This is a genomic window from Kitasatospora sp. NPDC023176, assembly GCF_055560495.1.
In genome coordinates this window covers 100117-121265 of record NZ_JBVHIP010000004.1, presented here as the reverse complement: position 1 = coordinate 121265, position 21149 = coordinate 100117, and the positions used below count along the sequence as shown (strand labels likewise).

At 73.2% G+C, this 21149-nt stretch carries 22 protein-coding genes and 1 pseudogene; 12 read left to right on the top strand and 11 right to left on the bottom strand.

What is annotated here, in order from left to right; genetic code table 11:
• The first annotated feature begins 7 nt into the window (after window positions 1-7).
• From ACZ3YL_RS08415 to ACZ3YL_RS08405, 3 genes are all read left to right on the top strand, one after another.
• Window positions 8-1135, top strand: a complete 1128-nt coding sequence (locus ACZ3YL_RS08415) for a sensor histidine kinase (protein ID WP_465656246.1) — start codon at window positions 8-10, stop codon at window positions 1133-1135.
• Window positions 1132-1809: a response regulator gene (locus ACZ3YL_RS08410; RefSeq protein ID WP_465656244.1), complete on the top strand. Its 678-nt coding sequence runs from the start codon at window positions 1132-1134 to the stop codon at window positions 1807-1809. Before ACZ3YL_RS08415 ends, ACZ3YL_RS08410 begins: the two co-directional genes overlap by 4 nt.
• Window positions 1810-2149: 340 nt before the next feature.
• Window positions 2150-2371, top strand: coding sequence for an SHOCT domain-containing protein (locus tag ACZ3YL_RS08405; protein ID WP_465656242.1), 222 nt, complete (start codon window positions 2150-2152; stop codon window positions 2369-2371).
• Between the two features lie 93 nt (window positions 2372-2464).
• Here the strand turns inward: ACZ3YL_RS08405 and ACZ3YL_RS08400 are convergent, their stop codons facing one another.
• The 3 genes from ACZ3YL_RS08400 to ACZ3YL_RS08390 all read right to left on the bottom strand — a co-directional run bounded on the left by ACZ3YL_RS08400 (window position 2465) and on the right by ACZ3YL_RS08390 (window position 4112).
• A complete protein-coding gene (locus ACZ3YL_RS08400; protein WP_317620966.1) occupies window positions 2465-3355 on the bottom strand; it encodes a metallophosphoesterase family protein in 891 nt (296 codons plus the stop codon).
• Window positions 3356-3470: 115 nt separating this feature from the next.
• A complete protein-coding gene (locus tag ACZ3YL_RS08395) occupies window positions 3471-3854 on the bottom strand; it encodes a DUF4190 domain-containing protein (protein ID WP_465656240.1) in 384 nt (127 codons plus the stop codon).
• Between the two features lie 102 nt (window positions 3855-3956).
• On the bottom strand, window positions 3957-4112 hold the full coding sequence (locus tag ACZ3YL_RS08390) for a hypothetical protein (RefSeq protein ID WP_188303803.1): 156 nt from the start codon (window positions 4110-4112) through the stop codon (window positions 3957-3959).
• Between the two features lie 120 nt (window positions 4113-4232).
• Between ACZ3YL_RS08390 and ACZ3YL_RS08385 the strand changes: the two genes are divergently transcribed.
• From ACZ3YL_RS08385 to ACZ3YL_RS08360, 6 genes are all read left to right on the top strand, one after another.
• Window positions 4233-4862, top strand: coding sequence for a TetR family transcriptional regulator (locus ACZ3YL_RS08385; RefSeq protein ID WP_465656238.1), 630 nt, complete (start codon window positions 4233-4235; stop codon window positions 4860-4862).
• A gap of 163 nt (window positions 4863-5025) precedes the next feature.
• Window positions 5026-5913, top strand: coding sequence for a S1 family peptidase (locus ACZ3YL_RS08380; RefSeq protein ID WP_465656236.1), 888 nt, complete (start codon window positions 5026-5028; stop codon window positions 5911-5913).
• 293 nt (window positions 5914-6206) lie between these two features.
• Window positions 6207-7700 (top strand): S28 family serine protease, encoded by a 1494-nt coding sequence (locus ACZ3YL_RS08375; protein WP_465656234.1) that lies wholly within the window; start codon window positions 6207-6209, stop codon window positions 7698-7700.
• Between the two features lie 191 nt (window positions 7701-7891).
• Window positions 7892-8608 carry a TetR/AcrR family transcriptional regulator gene (locus ACZ3YL_RS08370; RefSeq protein WP_465656232.1) on the top strand — a complete coding sequence of 239 codons (717 nt, stop codon included), beginning with the start codon at window positions 7892-7894 and terminating at the stop codon, window positions 8606-8608.
• Window positions 8592-10226 carry an acyl-CoA dehydrogenase family protein gene (locus ACZ3YL_RS08365; protein WP_465656230.1) on the top strand — a complete coding sequence of 545 codons (1635 nt, stop codon included), beginning with the start codon at window positions 8592-8594 and terminating at the stop codon, window positions 10224-10226. Before ACZ3YL_RS08370 ends, ACZ3YL_RS08365 begins: the two co-directional genes overlap by 17 nt.
• Before the next feature lie 17 nt (window positions 10227-10243).
• Window positions 10244-11146: an amidohydrolase family protein gene (locus ACZ3YL_RS08360; protein ID WP_465656229.1), complete on the top strand. Its 903-nt coding sequence runs from the start codon at window positions 10244-10246 to the stop codon at window positions 11144-11146.
• On the opposite strand, the gene ACZ3YL_RS08355 is transcribed toward ACZ3YL_RS08360, so the two are convergent.
• Window positions 11139-11951: an inositol monophosphatase family protein gene (locus ACZ3YL_RS08355; RefSeq protein WP_465656228.1), complete on the bottom strand. Its 813-nt coding sequence runs from the start codon at window positions 11949-11951 to the stop codon at window positions 11139-11141. The genes ACZ3YL_RS08360 and ACZ3YL_RS08355 overlap by 8 nt on opposite strands.
• A gap of 114 nt (window positions 11952-12065) precedes the next feature.
• On the opposite strand from ACZ3YL_RS08355, the gene ACZ3YL_RS08350 reads away from it, so the two are divergent.
• Window positions 12066-13055, top strand: coding sequence for an Lrp/AsnC family transcriptional regulator (locus tag ACZ3YL_RS08350; RefSeq protein ID WP_465656226.1), 990 nt, complete (start codon window positions 12066-12068; stop codon window positions 13053-13055).
• Between the two features lie 190 nt (window positions 13056-13245).
• Window positions 13246-13674, top strand: a complete 429-nt coding sequence (locus ACZ3YL_RS08345) for a hypothetical protein (protein WP_465656225.1) — start codon at window positions 13246-13248, stop codon at window positions 13672-13674.
• Window positions 13675-13697: 23 nt separating this feature from the next.
• Here the strand turns inward: ACZ3YL_RS08345 and ACZ3YL_RS08340 are convergent, their stop codons facing one another.
• From ACZ3YL_RS08340 to ACZ3YL_RS08330, 3 genes are all read right to left on the bottom strand, one after another.
• Window positions 13698-14525: a helix-turn-helix domain-containing protein gene (locus tag ACZ3YL_RS08340; protein ID WP_465656223.1), complete on the bottom strand. Its 828-nt coding sequence runs from the start codon at window positions 14523-14525 to the stop codon at window positions 13698-13700.
• Between the two features lie 74 nt (window positions 14526-14599).
• On the bottom strand, window positions 14600-15082 hold the full coding sequence (locus tag ACZ3YL_RS08335; RefSeq protein ID WP_188303767.1) for a DUF2269 family protein: 483 nt from the start codon (window positions 15080-15082) through the stop codon (window positions 14600-14602).
• 182 nt (window positions 15083-15264) lie between these two features.
• Window positions 15265-15972, bottom strand: a complete 708-nt coding sequence (locus tag ACZ3YL_RS08330) for a 4'-phosphopantetheinyl transferase family protein (RefSeq protein ID WP_188303766.1) — start codon at window positions 15970-15972, stop codon at window positions 15265-15267.
• A gap of 312 nt (window positions 15973-16284) precedes the next feature.
• Here ACZ3YL_RS08330 and ACZ3YL_RS08325 point away from each other — a divergent pair, with 312 nt between their 5' ends.
• On the top strand, window positions 16285-17727 hold the full coding sequence (locus ACZ3YL_RS08325; RefSeq protein WP_465656222.1) for a choice-of-anchor A family protein: 1443 nt from the start codon (window positions 16285-16287) through the stop codon (window positions 17725-17727).
• An 89-nt stretch (window positions 17728-17816) separates the two neighbouring features.
• Here the strand turns inward: ACZ3YL_RS08325 and ACZ3YL_RS08320 are convergent, their stop codons facing one another.
• The 4 genes and pseudogenes from ACZ3YL_RS08320 to ACZ3YL_RS08305 all read right to left on the bottom strand — a co-directional run bounded on the left by ACZ3YL_RS08320 (window position 17817) and on the right by ACZ3YL_RS08305 (window position 21083).
• A complete protein-coding gene (locus ACZ3YL_RS08320) occupies window positions 17817-18320 on the bottom strand; it encodes a F0F1 ATP synthase subunit B family protein (RefSeq protein ID WP_465656219.1) in 504 nt (167 codons plus the stop codon).
• Between the two features lie 111 nt (window positions 18321-18431).
• A pseudogene (locus ACZ3YL_RS08315) lies at window positions 18432-18659 on the bottom strand (SDR family NAD(P)-dependent oxidoreductase); the annotation flags it as partial.
• A 325-nt stretch (window positions 18660-18984) separates the two neighbouring features.
• On the bottom strand, window positions 18985-20217 hold the full coding sequence (gene kynU, locus ACZ3YL_RS08310) for a kynureninase (protein ID WP_188303763.1): 1233 nt from the start codon (window positions 20215-20217) through the stop codon (window positions 18985-18987).
• Between the two features lie 35 nt (window positions 20218-20252).
• Window positions 20253-21083: a tryptophan 2,3-dioxygenase gene (locus ACZ3YL_RS08305; protein ID WP_465656217.1), complete on the bottom strand. Its 831-nt coding sequence runs from the start codon at window positions 21081-21083 to the stop codon at window positions 20253-20255.
• Window positions 21084-21149 lie beyond the last annotated feature (66 nt).

The following is a 21149-nucleotide window of genomic DNA, read 5'->3' as shown; positions in this document are numbered from 1 at the left end:
CCTGCCGGTGCAGGTGGCGCTGGCGGCCGCGGTGGTCCAGGTGGTCGGGTCGGGGGTCGCCGCGCGCCACCAGGGCGGCCGGGTCCCGCTGGACGTGTTCGGCTACGTTCTGCTGCTGCTCGGTCCGGCGCTGCTGGCGCTGTTCGGGCGCCGCCCGGTCGCGGCGGTGGCGGGGACGTCGGTGGTCACCGCCGGGTACCTGGCCGCCGGGTACCCGTACGGGCCGGTGTTCCTGAGCTGGGTGATCGCCTGCTGCTTCGCGATCGGCTGCGGGCACCGCCGGGCGGCCTGGGCGGGGGTCGCCGGGGTGTACCTGGTGCACGTCCTGACCACCTTCGTGCTGCCGGACAGCTGGCAGCGCGCCGCGCCGACCAGGTTCGTCTGGCAGGCCGAACTCGGGCTGCTGGCCTGGCTGTTGCTGGTGCTGGCGGTCGCCGAGCTGATCCGCTTCCGGCGCGAGCGGATCGCCGCCCACCGGGCCTACCGGCAGCAGCTGGAGCAGCGCCGGGCCAACGAGGAACGGCTCAAGATGGCCCGGGAGTTGCACGACATCCTGGCGCACAGCCTGTCGCTGATCAACATCCAGGCCGGGGTCGCGCTGGCGCTGCTCGACCGGCGGCCGGAGGAGGCCCGCACCGCGCTGGTCACCATCAAGTCGACCAGTAAGGAGGCGCTCGGCGAGGTCCGCCAGGTGCTCGCCACGCTGCGCGGGCCCGACGCGGCGCCGCGCGGGCCGGCCCCGGGGCTCGCCCGGCTGGACGAACTCACCGAGCAGGCCGACCGGGTGGGCCTGGCGGTCGAGGTGCACGAGGACGGCGAGCGCCGCCCGCTGTCCGCCACCGTCGACCTCACCGCCTTCCGGATCGTCCAGGAGGCGCTGACCAACGTCATCCGGCACTCGGTGGCCCGGGAGGCGGTCGTGGTGCTCGACTGGCGGGACGTCGCCGTCCTGGTGGTGCTGGTCGAGGACCCGGGGCCGGCGGTGGTCGGGGACGCCGGCGGGTCGGGCAGCGGGCTGGTCGGGATGCGGGAACGGGCGTCCGCGTTCGGTGGCACCATCACGGCGGGGCCGCTGCCGGACGGCGGCTTCCGGGTCCGGGCGGAGCTGCCGACACCGAAGGCGGAGAGCGATTGATTCGGGTACTGCTGGCGGATGACCAACTGCTGGTCCGGGCGGGCTTCCGCGCCCTGCTGGACCTCCAGGACGACCTCACGGTGGTCGGCGAGGCGGACGACGGCGAGGCGGCGGTGCGGCTCGCCCGCGAATTGGTGCCGGACGTCGTGCTGATGGACGTCCGGATGCCCCGGATGGACGGGCTGGAGGCGACCAGGAGGATCGCCGCGGACCCGGCGCTGTCCTCCGTACGGGTGGTCGTGCTGACCACCTTCGAGCTGGACGAGTACGTCTTCGAGGCGCTGCGCTCGGGGGCGGCGGGCTTCCTGGTCAAGGACACCGAGCCGGCCGACCTGTTGCGGGCGATCCGGGTCGCCGTCGCCGGGGACGCGCTGCTCTCACCGGGCGTGACCAGGCGGCTGATCGGCGAGTTCGCGGCCCGCTCGAAGGGGCCCGAGGCCGCCCCGGCGGGGCTCTCGGACATCTCGATGCTGACCGAGCGGGAGCGCGAGGTGCTGGCGCTGGTCGGGATGGGGCTGTCCAACGACGAGATCGCCCGGCGGCTGGTGGTCAGCCCGCTGACGGCGAAGACCCACGTCAGCCGGGCGATGGTGAAGCTGGCGGCCCGGGACCGGGCGCAACTGGTGGTGCTGGCGTACGAGTCGGGGCTGGTGCGGCCGGGCTGGCTGGGCTGACGGCCCGCGGCTCGGCTCCCCGGGCGGCCGGCCTGCTGCCGGCGGCTTGCTGCCGGTGGCCTGTTTTCGGTGGCCTGTTTTCGGTGGCGGCGGCCGGCCTCGACGGCTACTTCCGGCCCGGCGTGTCGTGGGGCGTTCGTACTCTCGCGGGAGTAGCCCAACTGCCGCTACTGGGAGGACGCGCGATGAGATCCCTTGGCGGGACGCTCAAGGCACCTCGGGAAACCCCGGGGGTGTGGAGCCGACCGCGAGGAGATGAAGCGCGATGTACACGCAGCTGGCAGATTGGCACGGGCCGGGCGCCTGGATCCTGCTGGCGCCCCTGGTCTGGATCGCCGTGGTGGTCCTGGTGATCGCGCTGCTGCGCCGGACGGTCTGGCGGCGGCGCGGAGCCTGCGGCTTCGCGGCCGGGGCCGGCGCCGCCGGCGCGGCGGAGCACCCGCTCGCCGTCCTGGGCCGCCGTTACGCCGAGGGCGACATCGACGCCGAGGAGTACCGGGCCAAGCGGGCCGTGCTCACGGAGCCGACCAGGGACACCGACCGGGGCGGTGGCGCCAGGTGACCATCCTCGCCGCCGGACGCGGCACCGCCGCCTGGGCTGCCGACGCCGTGGAGGTCCACGGCGTCGGTGGCACCGGGATCCGGGCGCCGACGCTCAGCCCACCGTGACCTGCGGGAACACCTCCCGCAGAAGCGGGTCCGGCAGCCCGCGCTTGCGCCACTCGCGCGGGTATCCGAGCGAGACCTCTTCGAACGGGACGCCGTCGTAGCTGGTCTTGCGCGGGATGTGCAGATGGCCGTAGATCATCGCGGCGGTGTTGAAGCGGCGGTGCCAGTCGGCGGTCAGCTCGGTGCCGCACCACTGGGCGAACTCGGGGTACCAGAGGATCTCGGTGGGGTGGCGGACCAGCGGATAGTGGTTGACCAGGACCAGCGGGACCTCCGGGTCACAGGCCGCGAGCCGCTGCTCGGTCAGCCGGACGCGCTCACGGCACCAGGAGTCGCGGTCCGGGAACGGGTCCGGGTAGAGCATCCGCTCGTCCGCGCAGACGATGCCGCTCTCGTAGGCGGCCGCCAGGGACTCCTCCTTGGTGGTCGTGCCCGGGGCACGGAAGGAGTAGTCGTAGAGGAGGAAGAGCGGGGCGATCCGGACGGGGCCACCCGCGCCCTGCCAGATCGGGTACGGGTCCTCGGGGGTGACGACGCCGAGGGCGCGGCACAGTTCCACCAGGTGGTCGTAGCGGGCCACGCCGCGGAGCTGGACCGGGTCCTCGGGGTGGGTCCACAGCTCGTGGTTGCCGGGCGCCCACACCACGCGGGCGAAGCGGTCGGCGAGCAGGCCGAGCGCCCACTCGATGCTGGTGGTGAGCTCGGCGACGTCCCCGGCGACGAGCAGCCAGTCGTCGGGGTGGGTGGGCCGGAGCTTCTCCACCAGTTCGCGGTTCTCCTGGTAGGAGATGTGCAGATCGCTCACCGCGAGCAGCCGTCCGCCCCCGCCCGCCTCGATGGGCGCCGGCGGTGCGTCGCTGCGGATCTCGGTACTCACTCCTGCCCCCTGTGGTCACCCGGCCGATGAGGCCACCCTACGTGGCGGGCGGGGGTCGTGGGCAGGGTTGAGGTGATCAGTGGTTCGGCGCGGGGGCCGGGGAGTTGAGCGTGGTTCAGGAGCCGAGGTCGATGAGCACGCCGTGGGAGGTCGCGGTGGTGACGGCGAGGATGACCAGGGAGGTGATGCCGAGGGCCAGGCCGAGGAAGGCGCGGATGCGGCGGTCGGTGCCGCGGACCAGGGCCAGCGTGGCGAGGGTGATGGCGATCGGGCCCAGGACGATGTTGAAGAGCAGCAGGCCGGGGAGGCCGAGGAGGAAGGAGGCGATGGCCAGGTTGTCGGCCTCGGCGGTGCTCTGACGGTCGTCGGCGGTGCGCTCGGTGGCGGTGCGCTCGGTCATGGCGTGGGCGATGGCGGCACGGTCGGTGGTGCCGCGACGGGCGAAGGCGCGGCCGTTGACTGCACGGCTGTTGACTGCACGGTTGGTGGCGGTGCTCATGGCGGTGGCGGTCCTCTCAGCGGGAGTGGACGGGTCGGCGGGGCTTCTGGTGACCGGTGGCGGGCTGCAGCGGCCTGCTGGGGCCTGCGACGGTCGGCCGGGTCAGCGGTGCCGCAGGCGGGCGATGCCCTCGCGGGCGCCGAAGGCGAGCAGCCAGGCGGTGATGGCGGCGGAGGCGGCGAGGAACACCGGGAGGGGGAGGTGGGCGGCGGTGCCGATCAGGATTCCCATGGCGACCAGTGCGGAGAACAGGATCACGGCTGGCTCCTTCAGCTACGGCTGGTGCTGCGCCGGTTTCGGTTGACAAGTGTTCACTGACTTCGGGTCCCACTGTACGCCGGCTGGCCAATTTCGGCAAACGACTGTTTACTGAATGGCGTGAGTCACACCGTAGGGGCCAGACAGGCCCAGAAACAGCAGAGTCGGCGGGCCTTGATGGACGCGGGGCTGCACCTGCTGGCCGATCAGAACCTGGCCAGCCTGGGCGTCCGCGAGGTCACCCGGGAGGCCGGGCTGTCCCCGGCCGCCTTCTACCGGCACTTCCCCGACCTTGCCACCCTCGGCGTCGCGCTGGTCGAGGAGTCGCTGGCCAGCCTGCACGTCATGATCCGCTCGGTGCTGGCCGAGGCCGACGGCGCCGAGGAGCTGATCGACCGTGCGGTGGACGTGATCCGGCGGCACGTCCGAGAGCACCGGCCGCACGTGCGCTTCCTGGCGCGCGAGCGGCACGGCGGGGTCCGGCAGGTGCGCGAGGCGATCGACGCGGAGCTCGGCCGCTTCGCCGCCGAGGTCGGTTCCGCCCTGGCGCTCCAGCCGGTCTCGAAGGGCTGGAGCGAGCAGGACCTGCGGATGCTCGCCGAGTTGTATGTCGACCACATGGTGTCGACGGCCTCCGCCTTCCTGGAGGCCCAGGAGGCGGACCCTGCCCGCGAGCAGCGGATCGCCGCCACTGCCCAGCTGCAACTGCGGCTGATCAGCCTCGGTCGGCTTCACTGGCAGGGGAGTTGAGCACTCCGGGCCTCTAGTGGGATCTTGGCGGGCTCCTGGTGGGCTCGGCGGGGGAGTGGGCCGGCCCTCGTGGCCAGGGGTGTTTTCTTGGTCTCGTTTTGACTCTTGACAGTAAGTCATGTCCGCGACAGTTTTGGGGGACCCCCACACCGAGAGGTCTCTCATGAAGAAGCCGCTCATAGGCATGCTCGCAACGCTCCTGACCGTAGGCGCCACCTCCCTCGTCGGCGCCCTCCCGGCCCAGGCTGCCGCTCCGGCTCGGGCTGCCGCTCCGGCCCAGGCCGCCGCCCCGGCGGCCCCGGCAAAGGCCCGGGCCGCCGCCGTCACCTTCGCCGGGACAGTCGCGCTCAGCAACTGCTCCGGCTCACTGGTACGGATGCCGAATTCGGCCGCGTCCGACCCGGCCCTCGTGCTCTCCAACGGCCACTGCCTGGAATCCGGTATGCCCGGCCCCGGTGAAGTCGTGCTCGACCAGTCCTCCAGCCGGACCTTCACCCTGCTCAGCGCCACTGGTGGCCGCCTCGCGACACTGCGCGCGACCAAGGTGGTCTACGGCGCCATGACCGACACCGATGTGTCGATCTACCAGCTGAACACCAGCTACGCCTCGATCAAGTCGAAGTACGGGATCTCGCCGCTGACCATCGCCGACACCCACCCCACCCAGGGTGCCGACATCCGGGTCGTCTCCGGCTACTGGAAGAAGATCTACTCCTGCTCGATCGACGGCTTCGCCTACCAGCTGAACGAGGCCGACTGGACCTTCAAGGACTCGGTCCGCTACACCTCCGGCTGCAACGTCATCGGCGGAACCTCCGGCTCGCCGGTGGTCGACGCCTCGACCGGTCAGCTCGTCGCGGTGAACAACACGATCAACGAGAGCGGCGAGTCCTGCACCCTCGACAACCCGTGCGAGGTCGACGAGACCGGCGCGGTCACGGTGCACCAGGGCATCGGCTACGCCCAGGAGACCTACGGCATCCCCGCCTGCTTCGCACCCGGCAATCGCCTCGACCTCACCCTGGCGGGCTGCACCCTGCCCCGCCCGTAGGCCTCATCGGCCTGTCCTGACCAGCCCAGCCCACTCCTGAGCCCCAGCCCACTCCTGAGCCCCAGCCCACTCCTGAGCCCCGGTCCGTCCGCGCCGCACCCCCTCGGCGGGCGACCGCCCGAGCCGCCGACGGAACCGAGGCAAGCCCCCTGACCAGCACCTTCCCCCGATGGGCCACCCGCGACCAGGCGGGTGGCCCATTCGGCCGTCCACCGGGCGGCCGCCGCACCATCCGCACCGCAGTGTTGTGCCGATGAGGCAGCTGTCATGTTCGTTGACCAGATGGAGAGTTGATGACCACCAAGCTGAAGAGGCTGTTGGTTTCCGTCCTGCTGATACCGATGTTCGCGATCGGTGTCCTGGCCGCCCCGGCCTCGGCCGCCACCGGGCAGGGGGCCGAGGCGGCCGAGGCCGCGCACGGCCGGAGCCCCGCCGACGACCCGACCGCCGACATCAAGGACCGCCTGGCGGCGATCCCCGGCGTGACGATCACCGATGAGCAGCCCACCACCACCGGCCACCGCTACTTCCTGGCCACCTACACCCAGCCGATCGACCACTTCCGCCCCTGGCTGGGCACCTTCCAGCAGCGCTTCAGCGTGCTGCACCGGGGCTATGACCGCCCGACGGTCTTCTACACCAACGGCTACACGCTGGGCACCACGCCGTCCCGCACCGAGCCGACCCGGCTGGTGGACGGCAACCAGGTCTCCATCGAGTACCGGTTCTTCACCCCCTCCCGCCCCGAGCCGGCCGACTGGTCCAAGGCGGGCATCCGCCAGCAGGCCGCCGACTCCCACAAGCTGGTGACCGCGCTCAAGCGGATCTACCAGCAGGAGTGGCTCTCCACCGGCGCCAGCAAGGGCGGCATGTCCTCCACCTTCTACCGGCGCTTCTACCCGGACGACGTGGCGGGCACGATCGCCTACGTCGCGCCGAACAACACCGATGTCAGCGACTACTCGGCCTACACCGACTTCTTCCGCACCGTCGGCACCCCCGAGTGCCGCGCCAAGCTGAACGCCGCCCAGCGCGAACTGCTGGTGCGCCGTGACCGTCTGGAGCCCCGCTACATCGCCGACAACAAGGCGGCGGGTTCCACCTTCAACACCCTCGGCACCCCGGACCGCGCCTACGAGGCCGGTGTGCTCGACGTGGTCTGGGCGTTCTGGCAGTACAGCCTGGAGTCGGACTGCGCGAAGGTCCCGGTGGCCGCCACCGCGACCGACGACGAGCTGTACGCGTGGTACGACGCCCAGTCGGGCATCACCGGCAACAGCGACCAGTCGCTGGCGAAGTACACCGCGTACTACTACCAGGCCGCCACCGAGCTGGGTGCGCCGTACTTCGACGTCTCGTACCTGAAGGACCAGCTGCACTACGACTACAAGGAGCTCTACTCGGCCCGTTCCTACGTGCCGAAGGAGATCCCGACCGTCTTCAACCCGCACGCGATGCCCGACATCGACCGCTGGGTGAAGCGCGAGGGCGAGCGGATCATGTTCGTCTACGGCGGCAACGACCCGTGGGGCGCCAAGCCGTTCCACCTCGGCCGGGGCAGTGACGACAGCTACGTCTACGTGGTGCCCGGCGGCAACCACGGCTCCAACATCGGCAAGCTGCCGGCCGCGCAGTCGGGGGAGGCCACCGCCAAGGTGCTGGAGTGGGCCGGTCTGGGCGACCAGGGCGACGCCCGTTCGCTGGCCAAGTCCCCGCAGACGGGGGCGCCCTTCGGCCCGCTCGACATCGAGGGTCAGCGGCTGGAGCAGGAGCGCCGCCCGCTGTAACGCCCCGCAGCAGGACCAGCAGGACCAGCAAGATCAGTAGGACCAGCAGGACCAGGAGGCCGCCCCGCCCGGGGCGGCCTCCCGTCGTTCGCACGGAAGGGGCGGACCGAGCGGAACGGGCCGACCGAGCGGTACGAGCGGTGAGACGCCGCCCCCTCCCCGAAGCAGTGAATCAGTGCTTCAATGCTTCCATGGCCTACCGTCGTACCCCCGCCGTCCAAGCCCGCCTGGACGCCCAGCGCGAGGCGGTGCTGCAGTCGGCGGTCGGCCTGCTCGCCGAGCGCGGCTACGGTGGCTGCACCATGGCCGCCGTGGCGGACCGCGCCGGGATCGCCACCGGCAGCGTCTACCAGCACTTCGCCAACAAGGCCGAGCTGTCGGTGGAGTTGTTCCGCCGGGTGGTCACCCGGGAGATGGCCGCGGTGAACACCGCCGTCGCCCTCCGGGACACCCCGCAGCGGCGGATCGCCGCCGTGGTCGAGACCTTCGCGGCCCGCGCCCTGCGCGCGCCCCGGCTGGCGTACGCGCTGCTGGTCGAGCCTGCCGACGCGGTGGTGGACGGCGAGCGCCTGGTCTTCCGGCGGGCGTTCCGGGACGTGATCGCCACCGAGATCGCCGCCGCCGTGGCGGCCGGCGAACTTCCCGCGCAGGACCCGGTGCTGACCGCCGCCGCCCTGGTCGGCGCGGTCGGCGAGGCGCTGGCCGGCCCGCTCGCGGCCGCACCTGCCGCACCGGTCGAGACGGCCGCACCAGCCGAGCCGACCGAGGCAGCCGAAAAGGCCGATACAGCCGAGACGGCCGAGACGGCCGAACCCTCCGACCCCCAGCGGGCCACCGCCGAGGTGGTTCCCGCCCTGGTCTCCTTCACCCTGCGTGCCCTGGGAGGACGCGATGACAGCGACGCATGAGGTCACCAACCAGGTGCCCCTGCCGTACGGCCACGACACCGCCGCCGACCCGACCCTGCTCGCCGCCCTGCACCGGGCCGGCGCCGGCTGGGCCGAGCCGGAACTGCGCGAACTCGGCCGCCTGGCGGGCTCCGAGCAGGCCGCTGACTGGGGCCGGCTGGCCAACGAGAACCCGCCCGTGCTGCGCACCCACGACCGCTTCGGCCACCGGATCGACGAGGTCGAGTTCCACCCGTACTGGCACGAGCTGATGCGCACCGCCGTCTCGTACGGCCTGCACGCCGCGCCCTGGCGGGACGACCGGCCCGGCGCCCACTCCGCCCGCGCCGCCAAGTTCTTCGTCTGGGGCCAGGTCGAGGCCGGCCACACCTGCCCGATCTCGATGACCTACGCCGCCGTCCCGGCGCTGCGCCAGAGCCCGGACCTGGCCGCCGAGTTGGAGCCGCTGCTGGCCGCCACCGAGTACGACTACGGGCTGCGCGAGCCGCACACCAAGCGCGGACTGATCGCGGGCATGTCGATGACCGAGAAGCAGGGCGGCTCGGACGTCCGCACCAACACCACCACGGCGGTCCCGCAGTCGGACGGCAGCTACCGGCTCACCGGCCACAAGTGGTTCACCTCGGCGCCCATGTCCGACCTCTTCCTGACCCTCGCCCAGGCCCCGGGCGGGCTGAGCTGCTTCGTGCTGCCGCGCGTCCTCCCGGACGGCAGCCGCAACCGGCTGCGCCTGATGCGGCTCAAGGACAAGCTCGGCAACAAGTCCAACGCCTCCGCCGAGCTGGAGTACGACGGCGCGGTGGGCCTGCTGGTCGGCGGGGAGGGCCGGGGTGTGCAGACCATCATCGAGATGGTCAACATGACCCGCCTGGACTGCACCGTCGGGGCCGCCTCCGGGATGCGCTACGGCGCCACCCGGGCGGTCCACCACGCCCTGCACCGGCGGGCCTTCGGCAAGGCGCTGGTCGACCAGCCGCTGATGCGCAACGTGCTGGCCGACCTGGTGGTGGAGTCCGAGGCGGCCACCACCGTGGCGATGCGGCTGGCCCGGGCCACCGACCTCGCCCTGGCCGGGGACGAAACCGAGGCGCTGGTACGGCGGTTGGGCCTGGCCGTGGCCAAGTACTGGGTGTGCAAGCGCGGTCCGGCGCACTCCGCCGAGGCGCTGGAGTGCCTGGGCGGCAACGGCTACGTCGAGGAGTCCGGGATGCCCCGGCTCTACCGCGAGGCGCCGCTGGTGTCGATCTGGGAGGGCTCCGGCAACGTCGCCGCGCTGGACGCCCTGCGCGCCATGGCCAAGCGCCCGGAGACGGTCGAGGCCTTCCTCGGCGAACTGGACGCGGCCGCCGGGGTGGACCGCCGGCTGGACGCGGCCGTCGCCGAACTGCGCAAGCAGCTCAGCGACGTGAGCGACCTGGAGTACCGCACCCGGCGGCTGGTCGAGTCGATGGCGCTGGCCTTCCAGGGCTCGCTGCTGGTTCGGTACGGCAGCCCGGCGGTGGCCGACGCCTTCTGTGCGAGCCGGCTCGGCGGCGACCACGGCGCCGCCTTCGGCACCCTGCCCTCCGGCGTCGACACCACGGAGATCATCGACCGCGCCCGCCCGGTGCCCGCGTGAACGACCGAGGGGCCCGCGTGAACGACGAACAGGCCCGCGCGGACGGCCAGGAAGCCCGGAGCGTACGGGAGTTCTGGCAGGCCCTCGGCCTGCCCGGACTGATCGACGTGCACACCCACTTCATGCCGAAGAACGTCCTCGACAAGGTGTGGGCGTACTTCGACGCGGCCGGCCCGCTGGTGAACCGCCCCTGGCCGATCACCTACCGCGAGGCCGAGGAGCAGCGCGTCCAGCGGCTGCGGGACTTCGGCGTCCGGGCGTTCACCTCGATGCTCTACCCGCACAAGCCGGGCATGGCCGGCTGGCTGAACGCCTGGGCGGCCGAGTTCGCCGCCCGCACCCCGGACTGCCTGCACACCGCGACCTTCTTCCCCGAGCCGGAGGCGGCCGGTTACGTGGCGCGGGCGATCGAGGACGGCGCCCGGGTGTTCAAGGCGCACCTCCAGGTCGGCGGCTACGACCCGACGGACGCCCGGCTGGACAAGGTCTGGGGGCTGCTGGCCGACACCGGCACCCCGGTGGTCACCCACTGCGGATCCGGGCCAATGCCGGGCAAGTTCACCGGCCCCGGCCCGATCGGCGCGGTGCTGGACCGGCACCCGGGCCTGGTCCTGGTGGTCGCCCACCTCGGCATGCCCGAGTACCGCGACTTCCTCGACCTGGCCGAACGCCACCCGGCCGTCCGACTGGACACCACCATCGCGTTCACCGACTTCGCCGAGGCCGACGTCCCGTTCCCGCGCGAGGAGCTGCCGCGGCTGCGCGGGCTGGGCGAGCGCGTCCTGCTGGGCAGTGACTTCCCCAACATCCCGTACCGGTACGTCCACCAGCTGGAGGCGCTGGCCGGGCTGGGGCTGGGGGAGGAGTGGCTGCGGGCGGTCTGCCACGACAACGCGGCCGCGCTGTTCGGCCTCAGCTGACGGCGCCCAGCACCCCCACCGCGTCCCGGTGCAGTCCGGGCGCGGCGGCGAGGAAGCTGTCCGAGCCGGCCGTCCAGGCCGCCCCGGCGGCGTCCGTCACCGTCGCGCCCGCCTCGCTCGCGATCAGGGCGCCGGGCAGCAGGTTGCCCGCGTCCCGCCCGTACTCCCAGAACAGCGCCAGGTGCCCGGAGCCGACCTGCGCCACCTGCAGCGCGGTCGGGCCGAGGTTGCGCACCGCCAGCACCGCGCCGGCCATCGCGGACAGCGACTCGCCGGCCCGGCGCAGCGCCACCGGGTCGGCGGCCACCAGCGGCGGCTGGCTGGTGGCGGCCACGGTGGCCGCCAACTCCCGCTCCAGCGGCGCGACCGGCCGCCCGTCCAACTGCGCCCCGCCGCCCAGCACCGCCCGGTAGGTGCGGCCCGCGCCGAACAGCTGCGGGGCGTGCACCACGGCCAGCACCGCCACGCCGTCGCGTACCAGGGCCGCCGTCACCGCCCAGTGCGGCTGCCCGAGCAGGTACTGCACCGCGCCGTCGGTCGCGTCGCACACCCACCACTCGCCCTCGGCGGGCACCGAGCCGTCCAGTTCCTCCGGCAGCCAGCCGGCCTGCGGGCGCAGCGCGGTCAGTCGCTCACGCAGGTCGGTGGCGGCCGGGCCGTCCAGTTCGGCGAACCGTGCCATCGCCTCGTCGACGGTCCGCGCCGGGGTCGGCTCGGCGGGCCGGTTCGCGGCCAGCTTCGCGCCGACCTCCCGCACCGCCGCCTCCACGGCCTCCGCCAGCGTCCACAGCTCCGTCGTCGTCATCGCGCTCTCCCTCTCCCCGGTGGCCGGTCCGCTCCGGCCGAACAGGACAAGGAGTACCGTCAGGGCTGCCGAACAGGACGCTCAATTAGCCTTGAACGACGGAGATCGGACACCATGGACCTCGCCACGAACGATCCGGACACCGTGCTGGACGCCCTCGACCGCCGCCTGGTCGGCGCCCTCCAGGTGGACGGACGGGCCGAGCCCGGCCGGATCGCCGAGGTGCTGGGGGTCTCCGCCCGGACGGTCACCCGCCGGCTGGGCCGGATGCGGCAGGCCGGGGTCCTGCGGGTGGTCCGGATGCCCGATGTCGAGGACGCCGCCGTGGGCGCGCTGCTGCTGCGGGTCCGGGTGCTGCGCGGCCGGGTGGACGCCATCGCCCGGGCGCTGGCCGACCGGCCAGACGTCCCGTTCGTCGACATCATGCTCGGCGGCCACGAGGTCGGCGCCGTGATGCTGAGCGACGCCGGCGCCCGCGACCGCCTGCTGTACGGGCAGTTGCCCGCGACCGACGCCGTCACCGAGACCACCACCCATGCCGTGCTGCACGCCTTCGCGGATGCCGGGCAGTGGCGGGCCGGCTCGCTGACCGACCAGGAGGCCGCCGCGCTCGCCCGGCCCCTCGTCCCGCGCCCGGCCACACCCCCGCCGCTGGACGGTCTCGACCGCGCGCTGCTGGACCGGCTGGAGGAGGACGCCCGGCAGTCCCATGCCGTACTGGCCGCGGCGGCCAGCGCCCCCGAGTCGACCGTCCGGCGCCGCCTGCACCGGCTGGACGGGCTCGGGCTGCTGCGCACCCACGCCACCGTGGACCCGCAGCTGCTCGGCATGGCCGTGGACGCCAACCTCTGGCTGGACGTGCCGCCCGGCCGGCTCGCCGAGGTCGGCGCCGAACTGGGCCGCCATCCCCAGGTGCACGGCGTCTTCGCCACCAGCGGCCCGACCAACCTGCTGGCCACGCTGTTCTGCCCCGACCACGGCGGCCTCTACCGCTTCCTCACCGACACCCTCGGCCCGCTCGGCGTCACCCGCGCCGAGACCACGATCACCGCCCGCGCGGTGAAGCGGGCGGGTGTGCTGCTCGGGCGGCCCCGCAGGCCGTGAGCGGCCGGGCCCGGGCGGCGCGGGCCCTTGCCTGCGTGGCGGTTCCCCGGGGTCCTTGCCCCGCGAGGCCGGCGGGGCCCTTACCCGCGAGGTAATCGACGCCCGGCGCCGCGCCCGGCAGGGTGGAGCCGTCCGGTCAGGGCCGTCGGCGCCACCGGGCCACCACCACCCCGCTCAGGAGGCGATCCGCATGCCCGCGAACGCGTACACCGGCACCCCCGACCGGCCCGGTCCGGTGTTCTCCCCGTGGACGGTCCGCGGGGTCCTCGCCCTGGACGCGGTTGTCACCGCCGGCAACGGCCTGGCCTACCTGGTCCTCGCCGGACCGCTCGGCCGGCTGCTCGGGGTCGGCCGCGTCACCCTGCTGCTGCTCGGGCTGCTCCTCGCCGGCCACGGCCTCGTGGTCGGCGCGCTGGCCGCCCGCCGTCCCCCGCGCGCCGCAGTGGAGGTGGTGGTGGGCGTCAACGCGGCCTGGGTCGCGCTCAGCCTGGGCGCGCTCGCGGTGTGGTTCGAGCCGACCGCGGTCGGTGCGGTCTGGATCCCGTTGCAGGCCGCCGCCGTGGCCCTGTTCGTGGTCCTCCAGCTCGCCGCGCTGCGCCGCGGCGGAGGCCGGGGTTAGCGCCCGGGCCCGCCGGCAGCCGACTACCGTTCCGGGCCGACCACGGACTGGAGGTAGCGGACGGTCTCCCGGTCGGCGGGCAGGAAGGTCTCCATGGCGAGTTCGGAGACGGTCACGTCCAGCGGCGTGTTGAAGGTGGCGATGGTGGACAGGAAGGAGAGCACCCGTCCGTCGTGCCGGACCCGCAGCGGCAGCGCGAAGGGGTGCCCGTACTCGGCGGTGTCCCCGGCCGGTCCCTCCTGCGCCGGTTCGGGGTAGCCGCGGACCTCCTCGTACAGCCGCCGCAGCGGCTCCGCGCGGACCAGCTCCAGCCGGTGTTCCAGCCGTGCCAGCAGGTGCCCCCGCCACTGCCGGAAGTTGACGATGTGCGGCGCCAGCCCGCCCGGGTGCAGGGCGACCCGGACGGCGTTGAACGGCGGCCGGACCAGCTGCGGGTCGACGCCGTCCAGCAGCAGGGTGAGTGAGCGGTTGGCCGCCAGCACCTGGAAGGTCCCGTCGACCACCACCGCCGGGTACGGGTCGTGTGCGGCGAGCAGCCGCTCGACGCCGCCGCGCAGCGCCTCCATGGACGGGTCGTCCAGTGGTGTCTCGGGGTAGTGCGGGGCGTAACCGGCCGCCAGCAGAAGGGAGTTGCGTTCGCGCACCGGGACGTCCAGCTGTTCGGCCAGTCGCAGCAGCAGGTCCCGGCCCGGCCGGGCGCGGCCGTTCTCGACGAAGCTGAGGTGCCGGGCCGAGGAGTCCGCCCGCAGGGCCAGTTGCAGCTGGCTGAGCTGTCGGCGTTCCCGCCAGCCGCGGATCAGCGGGCCGACGCCGGTCCCGGTGGGGCTGCCCATGCCCGCCACGATCGTCATGGGCAAGGACGGTACTCGAACGAGCCGGGCCCGCGGCAGGGGGCCTCGGGGACCGGGCATCGATCAGACGTCGATCAGGCGCCGGTGGTCGAGCCCGGGCGGATCACCATCAGCACCACGACCACGGCCCACAGCAGGTTGAACACCCCGGCGGTCATCGGCAGCATCCGCAGGCCGCTGACGGCCTTGGTGTGCTTCTCGTCCGCCGGGTCGAGGCCGAGCGCGTCCACGGCGGCCTGCTGGCCGGGCAGCACGAAGAGCAGCAGGGAGAGCGCGGCGATCGCGGTGAGCACCATCGAGGCGATCAGCCAGGACTGGCTCAGCACGTCCATCACCTGGGCCACACCGATGCCCAGCACCGGCACCGCGACGCCGAGCAGCGCGTAGACCTGGGTGATCCGGTGCAGGACGCGCAGCACGCCCGCGTCCGAGGCCTGGTCCGGCCCGCCGGCCAGGGCGGCCTTCGCCCGGCGCGGGAACATGCTGACGGCCACCGCGACCGGGCCTATGAACAGGACCGACGCGAGGACGTGCAGGCTCAGCAGGAACTTGGCCATGGCGGGGCACCCTTTGAATCCGGTGGGCAGCTGGGAGTCGGCGGGCGTGCGCGGTCGGCGTGCCCACGACCAGGCACGCTAACACCGCTTATTCACCGGCCCCGCGCTCGGGTGGCCCCCGCTCGGCCCGCCGGGCGGCCCGCCTGCCCGGAACCGGCCGAAGCCGAGAGCCCGCCCGGAACTCAGTCCGCCGGGAGCAGCTCCACCAGGCGGGGCGGGGCGGTGCTGACGGCCGCGACGGCGGCGCCGTGCCCGGGGTCGGTCCAGTCGAGCAGGTAGAGGTCCTCGAAGCGGCCGCGCAGCGGGGCGCCGGGCGGGACGTCCAGCGGCAGGGCGGAGAGGTCGACCTGCCCGAGGGTGTCCAGGGTGGCGCGCCCGATCTTGATCAGCGACTCCTTGCGCACCCACTGCCGCAGGAACGCCCGGTCCGGCTCCGGCGCCGCCTCGACCAGGGCCAGCTCGGCCGGGGTGAGCACCCGGCGGGCGACCGCGCGCAGCGAGCCGCCCCGGGCGGCGAGTTCCACGTCCACGCCGACCGGCCGGCGGCCCGCCCCGGCAGCGACCACGCCCCGGGTGTGGGACAGGCTCACCTCCACCCCGGGATGGTCGGGCAGATAGGGCTTGCCGTGGTCGGCGAGGCCGCAGTCCGGGCACTGCTGGGCGAGGACCAGTCCGGCGGTGGGGACGCCGAGCAGCCGGGCGGCGCAGAGCCGGACCAGGACGTGCCCGGCGACGAAGTCGGCCCGTCCGGACTCATGGCGGAAGCGTGCGGCGCGGGCCCGTTCGATGTCGGTGAGCAGGTGCTCGCCCACCTCGGGGTGCCGCAGTACGGCGTCTGCGGACGCGACGGCGACGAGCGGTGCGTCCTGCTCCTGGGCCTCGGTGGTCATGTCCTCCAACCTAGCCCGCCCGGTGACCGGGCGGGGAGCCGGACCTCGCGGAGCCGGACCTCGGGGAGCGGGCCGAGGGCGGGGCGGCTGGGCGGGCAGGTCGGGATCCTGCGCCGTTCGAATGGTTTTCGGATCGGACCTGATGGTCTATAGGGTGTGAATAGTCCGCTTTAAGGTTGGATGCCACGGATCTGTGGGATCGCCAGCAATGACACGGAACGCGGCAGGTCCTCCGGGCCTGTCCTTTTTCTATGCGCGGAGGAATTGTCGATGGGTCAGGCCGCCGGTTCGCCGGATCACCGAACGACCGCCGTGAGAAGAACGCCCGCCAGTGGACGGCGCCGGGCCGTCCGGATCGCCGTGGCCACCGCCGTCGCGGCGGTGCCGCTGGCCGCCGTGCTGACGGTCGGTTCGGCTGCTCCGCTGGCCCCGCCGCTGGGTGCCTGCTCCGGGCCCGACTGCCCCTCCACCTGGCCGTCGCCGAACAACGGTGACTTCACCGGGCGGGACGCCACCATCAACGTCTTCACCGGTGGCGACTACACCGTCAACGGTCGCGCGGCCGAGGCCGAGGGCAAGATCGTCACGCTGGGGAAGCTGACCGTGGACAAGAACGGCGGCGGCGTCTACAACATGGGCGTCGTGGGCGTCGGCTCGCGCGTGGTGCCGCCGAACGGCAGCGACTTCGTCACCACCGGCGGCGACGTCGACGTGAAGGGCGGCAACTCGATCCTGATCGGCGGCAGCGACTCCCACGGCCCGGCCTTCGGCAACCTGCGCCACGCGGGCGGCGTCACCGGCACCGTCGCCATCGACCCCACCGGCCAGGCGATCCAGGACCCGAACGCGGCCGCGCCGTACCAGGACGTGCTGACCCGGATCGAGGAGGTCTCCGACTGCGTCGGGCGGGCCACCGCGACCGGCACCGTCGACGTCTCCTCCAGCCAGGCCACCTTCACCGGTGACGGGACCAGCATGAAGCAGGTCTTCAACGTCTCCCAGAACCTCGCCTCGCCGAGCGGAGGCCAGATCGGCCTGGTCTTCGACAACATCCCGGCCGGGGCCACCGTGGTGGTGAACATGCTCGGGGACAGCCCGATCATCAACACCTACACGGGCACCGGCCTGGCGGGCGACCGGACCACCGACATGCGCTCCAAGCTGATGTACAACTTCCCGACCGCGACCAACGCCCAGATCCTCGGCAGCGCCCAGTTCCAGGGCTCGGTCCTGGCCGGCAACCCGGGCGGGACCACCACCCTGGCCCAGCCGGGCATGAACGGCCGGGTGTACCTCGCGGGCAACCTGATCCACACCGGTACGGGCGGCTACGAGCTCCACAGCTACCCGTTCGACGGGGACCTGCCGGACTGCAAGGTGACCCCGAGCCCCTCGCCGACCTCGCCCTCGCCGAGTCCCACCTCTCCGTCGCCCACCTCCCCGTCGCCGACGTTGCCCTCCCCGACGTCCCCGCCGCCCACTTCTCCGTCGCCGACGTCCCCCTCCCCGATGTCCCCGAGCGCGAGCACCACCTCGCCGTCGGCCGGCGCGTCCACGTCGAGCGGGGGCCCCGCTCCGACCAGCCACCACCCGTCCGGGTACCCGACCGGCCATCACCCCGGTGGCGGTGGTGAGTTGCCCTCGACCGGTGCGGGTGACGCGCCGGTGGTCCTCGGGCTGGCCGGTGTCGGCCTGCTCGGACTGGGCGGTCTCGCCGTCCTGGCCGCCCGCCGTCGCCGGGGCCGCCACAGCTGACGGTCGTGCCGATGCGAAGGCCGCCCCGGTCGGATCGACCCGGGCGGCCTTCGTCGTCGGCGGTGAACGGAGGCTGAGGTGACGGGGCGTCAGTCGGACGCCGAGGCGAAGAACCGTTCCACCGTGCGGCGTTCGGCGGCGACGGTGTGCACCGGTTCCCCCATCACCCGGCCGGCCAGGGTGACGGCCAGGTCGCCGACGTCCTGCCGCAGGACGTGGGCGGCCTCGGCCCGGTCGGCCACGATCCGGGCGCGGCCGGTGCGCAGGAGCAGGTCGCGGTCGCGGGCGCCGTCGGCGCGGGCCGAGGCGATCGCCGCCGAGCCCCGCTCGGTGTACTCCTGGCGGATCCGGGCGGCCTCGTGCCGGGCCTCGGTGATCTCGTGCAGGGCGGCGTCCCGGACCGCCTCGGCCTCGGCGAGGACGGCCTCCGCCCGTTCGGTGCGGCCCTCGGTCGCGTCCCACCGTTGGGCCTGGATCCGCTCGACGCGCGGCAACAGCAGGACGCCGAGCACGAACATCAGCAGGAAGAGCAGGGTCAGGCCGAGGACCAGCATGGAGGGATCGGGCTTGAGCGGACCGAGTTCGATGTGCACGTCAACCTCCCCGTGGTATGACGGATCGTCAAATAGGAGGTTTTCCTGGGGTGATGGCGGTCGAACTCCGGCCCGGCCATGACCTGCGTCACGTCACGGGTCCTGAGGCGTCACTGCCCCATGACGTGCGCCGAACTCCGCGGTCGCGAAGTCCACCACCTGCTGCCAGTCCGCCTCGGAGGTCACGTCGTGCCGGATGAACCGGGCCCGCTCGCCGAGTTCGGCGGCGGTGGCCCTGCCGTCGTCTGTCAGGACGTCGGTGATCACCACGTTGGCGCCGGCCGCGACGGCGAGCCGGGCGGCCTCGGCGCCGAGGCCGCGGGCGCCGCCGGTGATGATGGCGGTCCTGCCGGTGGGGTCGTTCCCGACGTGCTCTTTCGGGGGTGGGGGCGCAGAGCATGGCGGCGGACACCGTCACCAGGTCGGCGAGGAAGGTCTCCCCGTCCGTGAGGGGGGTGGACCCGGTGAGGTACTGCCGCGCCCGGTCGGGCAGGGCCGCGCCGATCAGGGTGAGGACCAGGTCGATCCGTTCCAGCCGGATCGGCTCCGGCAGTGCGGTGATCCGCTCCTCGATCAGCTCGATGGCCCGCCGGTGTCCTTGCCCTGCGCCCGCACCAGATCAATGCTGCGCATCATTGAGGGCCGACCGACCCCCGTGGCCCGGCTACGTCACCTCGCCCCGGCGGGAGAAACGGTCCTCCCGCCACTCACCGCTCGCCAGCACCTCGGCCAGCTGCCGGGCCGCGTCCCACACCTCGGTGTACGAGAGGTAGAGCGGAGTGAAGCCGAAGCGCATCAGGTCCGGTGCGCGGAAGTCCCCGATCACCCCGCGGGCGATCAGCGCCTGCACCACCGGGTAGCCGTCCGCGTGCCGCAGCGCGACCTGGCTGCCCCGCCGGGCGTGCTCGCGCGGGGTCACCACCTCGACCCCGTCCAGGCCCTCGACCAGCGAGACGAACAGGTCGGTCAGCGCCAGGCTCTTCGCCCGGACGGCGGCCAGGTCGGCCCGCTCCCAGATGTCCAGGGAGACCTCCAGTGAGGCCTGGCCGAGCAGCGAGGGCGAGCTGGTCAGAAAGCGCCCGATGCCCGGCTTCGGGTCGTACCCGGGCTCGAAGGCGAACGGGCGGGCGTGCCCGAACCAGCCGCTCAGCGGCTGCCGCGGGGCGGCCGCCAGGTGCCGCTCGGCGACGTACAGGAAGGCCGGCGAGCCGGGGCCGGAGTTCAGGTACTTGTAGGTGCAGCCGACCGCGAAGTCCGCGTTCGCGGCGCCGAGTTCGATCGGCAGCGCGCCCACCGAGTGGCACACGTCCCAGATCATCAGGGCGCCCGCGGCCTGCACGCGGGCGGTGATCCCGGGCATGTCCAGCAGCTCGCCAGTGCGGTAGTCCACGTGCGACAGCACCACCACGGCGACGTCGCCGTCCAGGTGCCGGTCCAGCTCCTCGGGGTGGATCAGCACGCTGCGCCCGCCCTCGACCAGGCCGGTCACGCCCTCGGCGATGTACAGGTCGGTCGGGAAGGCCTCGACGTCGCCGAGCACCGTGCGCCGCTCCGGGCGCAGCCGCAGCGCGGCCGCGAGCACCTTGAACAGGTTCACCGAGGTGGTGTCGCAGACGACCACCTCCGCCGGATCGGCCCCGATCAGCGGCGCGATCCGCCGCCCCAGCCGGTACGGCTGCTCGAACCAGCCGGCGTCGTTCCAGCTGCGGATCAGCTCCCGGCCCCACTCCTGCTCGACCACCCGGGCCACCCGCTCCGGGGTGCGCACCGGCAGCGCGCCCAGCGAGTTGCCGTCCAGGTAGATCACCCCGTCCGGCAGGGTGAACTCCTCGCGGAACGCCGCCAGCGGGTCGACGGCGTCCAGCGCCGCGCACTCCTCGCGCGTGATCATGCCCATCCCTCGTTCGTCGCCCCTGTTCACCGCTGGTCTGCTCACAGCTCGTCCCGGATCGTCCACAGCTCCGGGAACACGTCCTGCTCGGCCGCCTTGCGCAGCCAGGTCAGCCCGCTGGAACCGCCCGAGCCGGGCTTGCCGCCCATGGTCCGCTTGACCGAGGTCAGGTGCCGCTGGCGCCAGCGGGTGACCCGCTCGGCCACGTCCAACAGCGCCTCGCCGAGCGGCTGCAGGTCCGCGAGCTCCGGCTCCGTGTAGACCCGCCGCCAGGCCGCGGCGACCTCCTCGGAGGGGCGGTAGCGCTGCTCCGAGACCTCCGCGCGCACCGCCAGGCCGCGCCGGGCCAGCAGGCCGACGGCCTCGTCGTACAGGCCGGGGGAGCGCAGTGCTTCGGTCAGCTCGGCCTGGATCTCCGGCACCTGCGCGTACATGTTCAGCAGCGCGGCGTTCTTGTTGCCGAGCAGGAACTCCAGGTGCAGGAAGGCCGAGGACTGGAAGCCGGAGGCCTCGCCGAACAGGGCGCGGAAGGAGTTGAACTCCTGCGGCGTCATGGTGGCCAGCAGCTCCCAGGACTCCACCAGCACGTCCTGCACGTGGGTGCCGCGGCGCAGTGCGGCCAGCGCGGCGGTCAGGTCGTCCTCGCGCAGCGCCTGCCGGGCGATCGTCCACTCGTGCCGCAGCAGGTCGAAGAGCAGCTCCATCACCTGGGTGGTGACGATGAACGACAGCTCGGCCGGCTCCTTGCTGAGCGGGTGCTGGAGGCTGTGCAACTCCTCCAGGCGCGCGTACTGCGCGTACGGGGTGCCCCGACCCGGCCGGCCGCCCCGACCGAACGACAGGTTGGGTGTCTCCACCGTGTCGTGCCCCATCCCGATCCCTCCTGATCCGTCCGGGCCTCGTGGCCCGGGGCCGGCGGAGCGGACGGACGTCCTGGT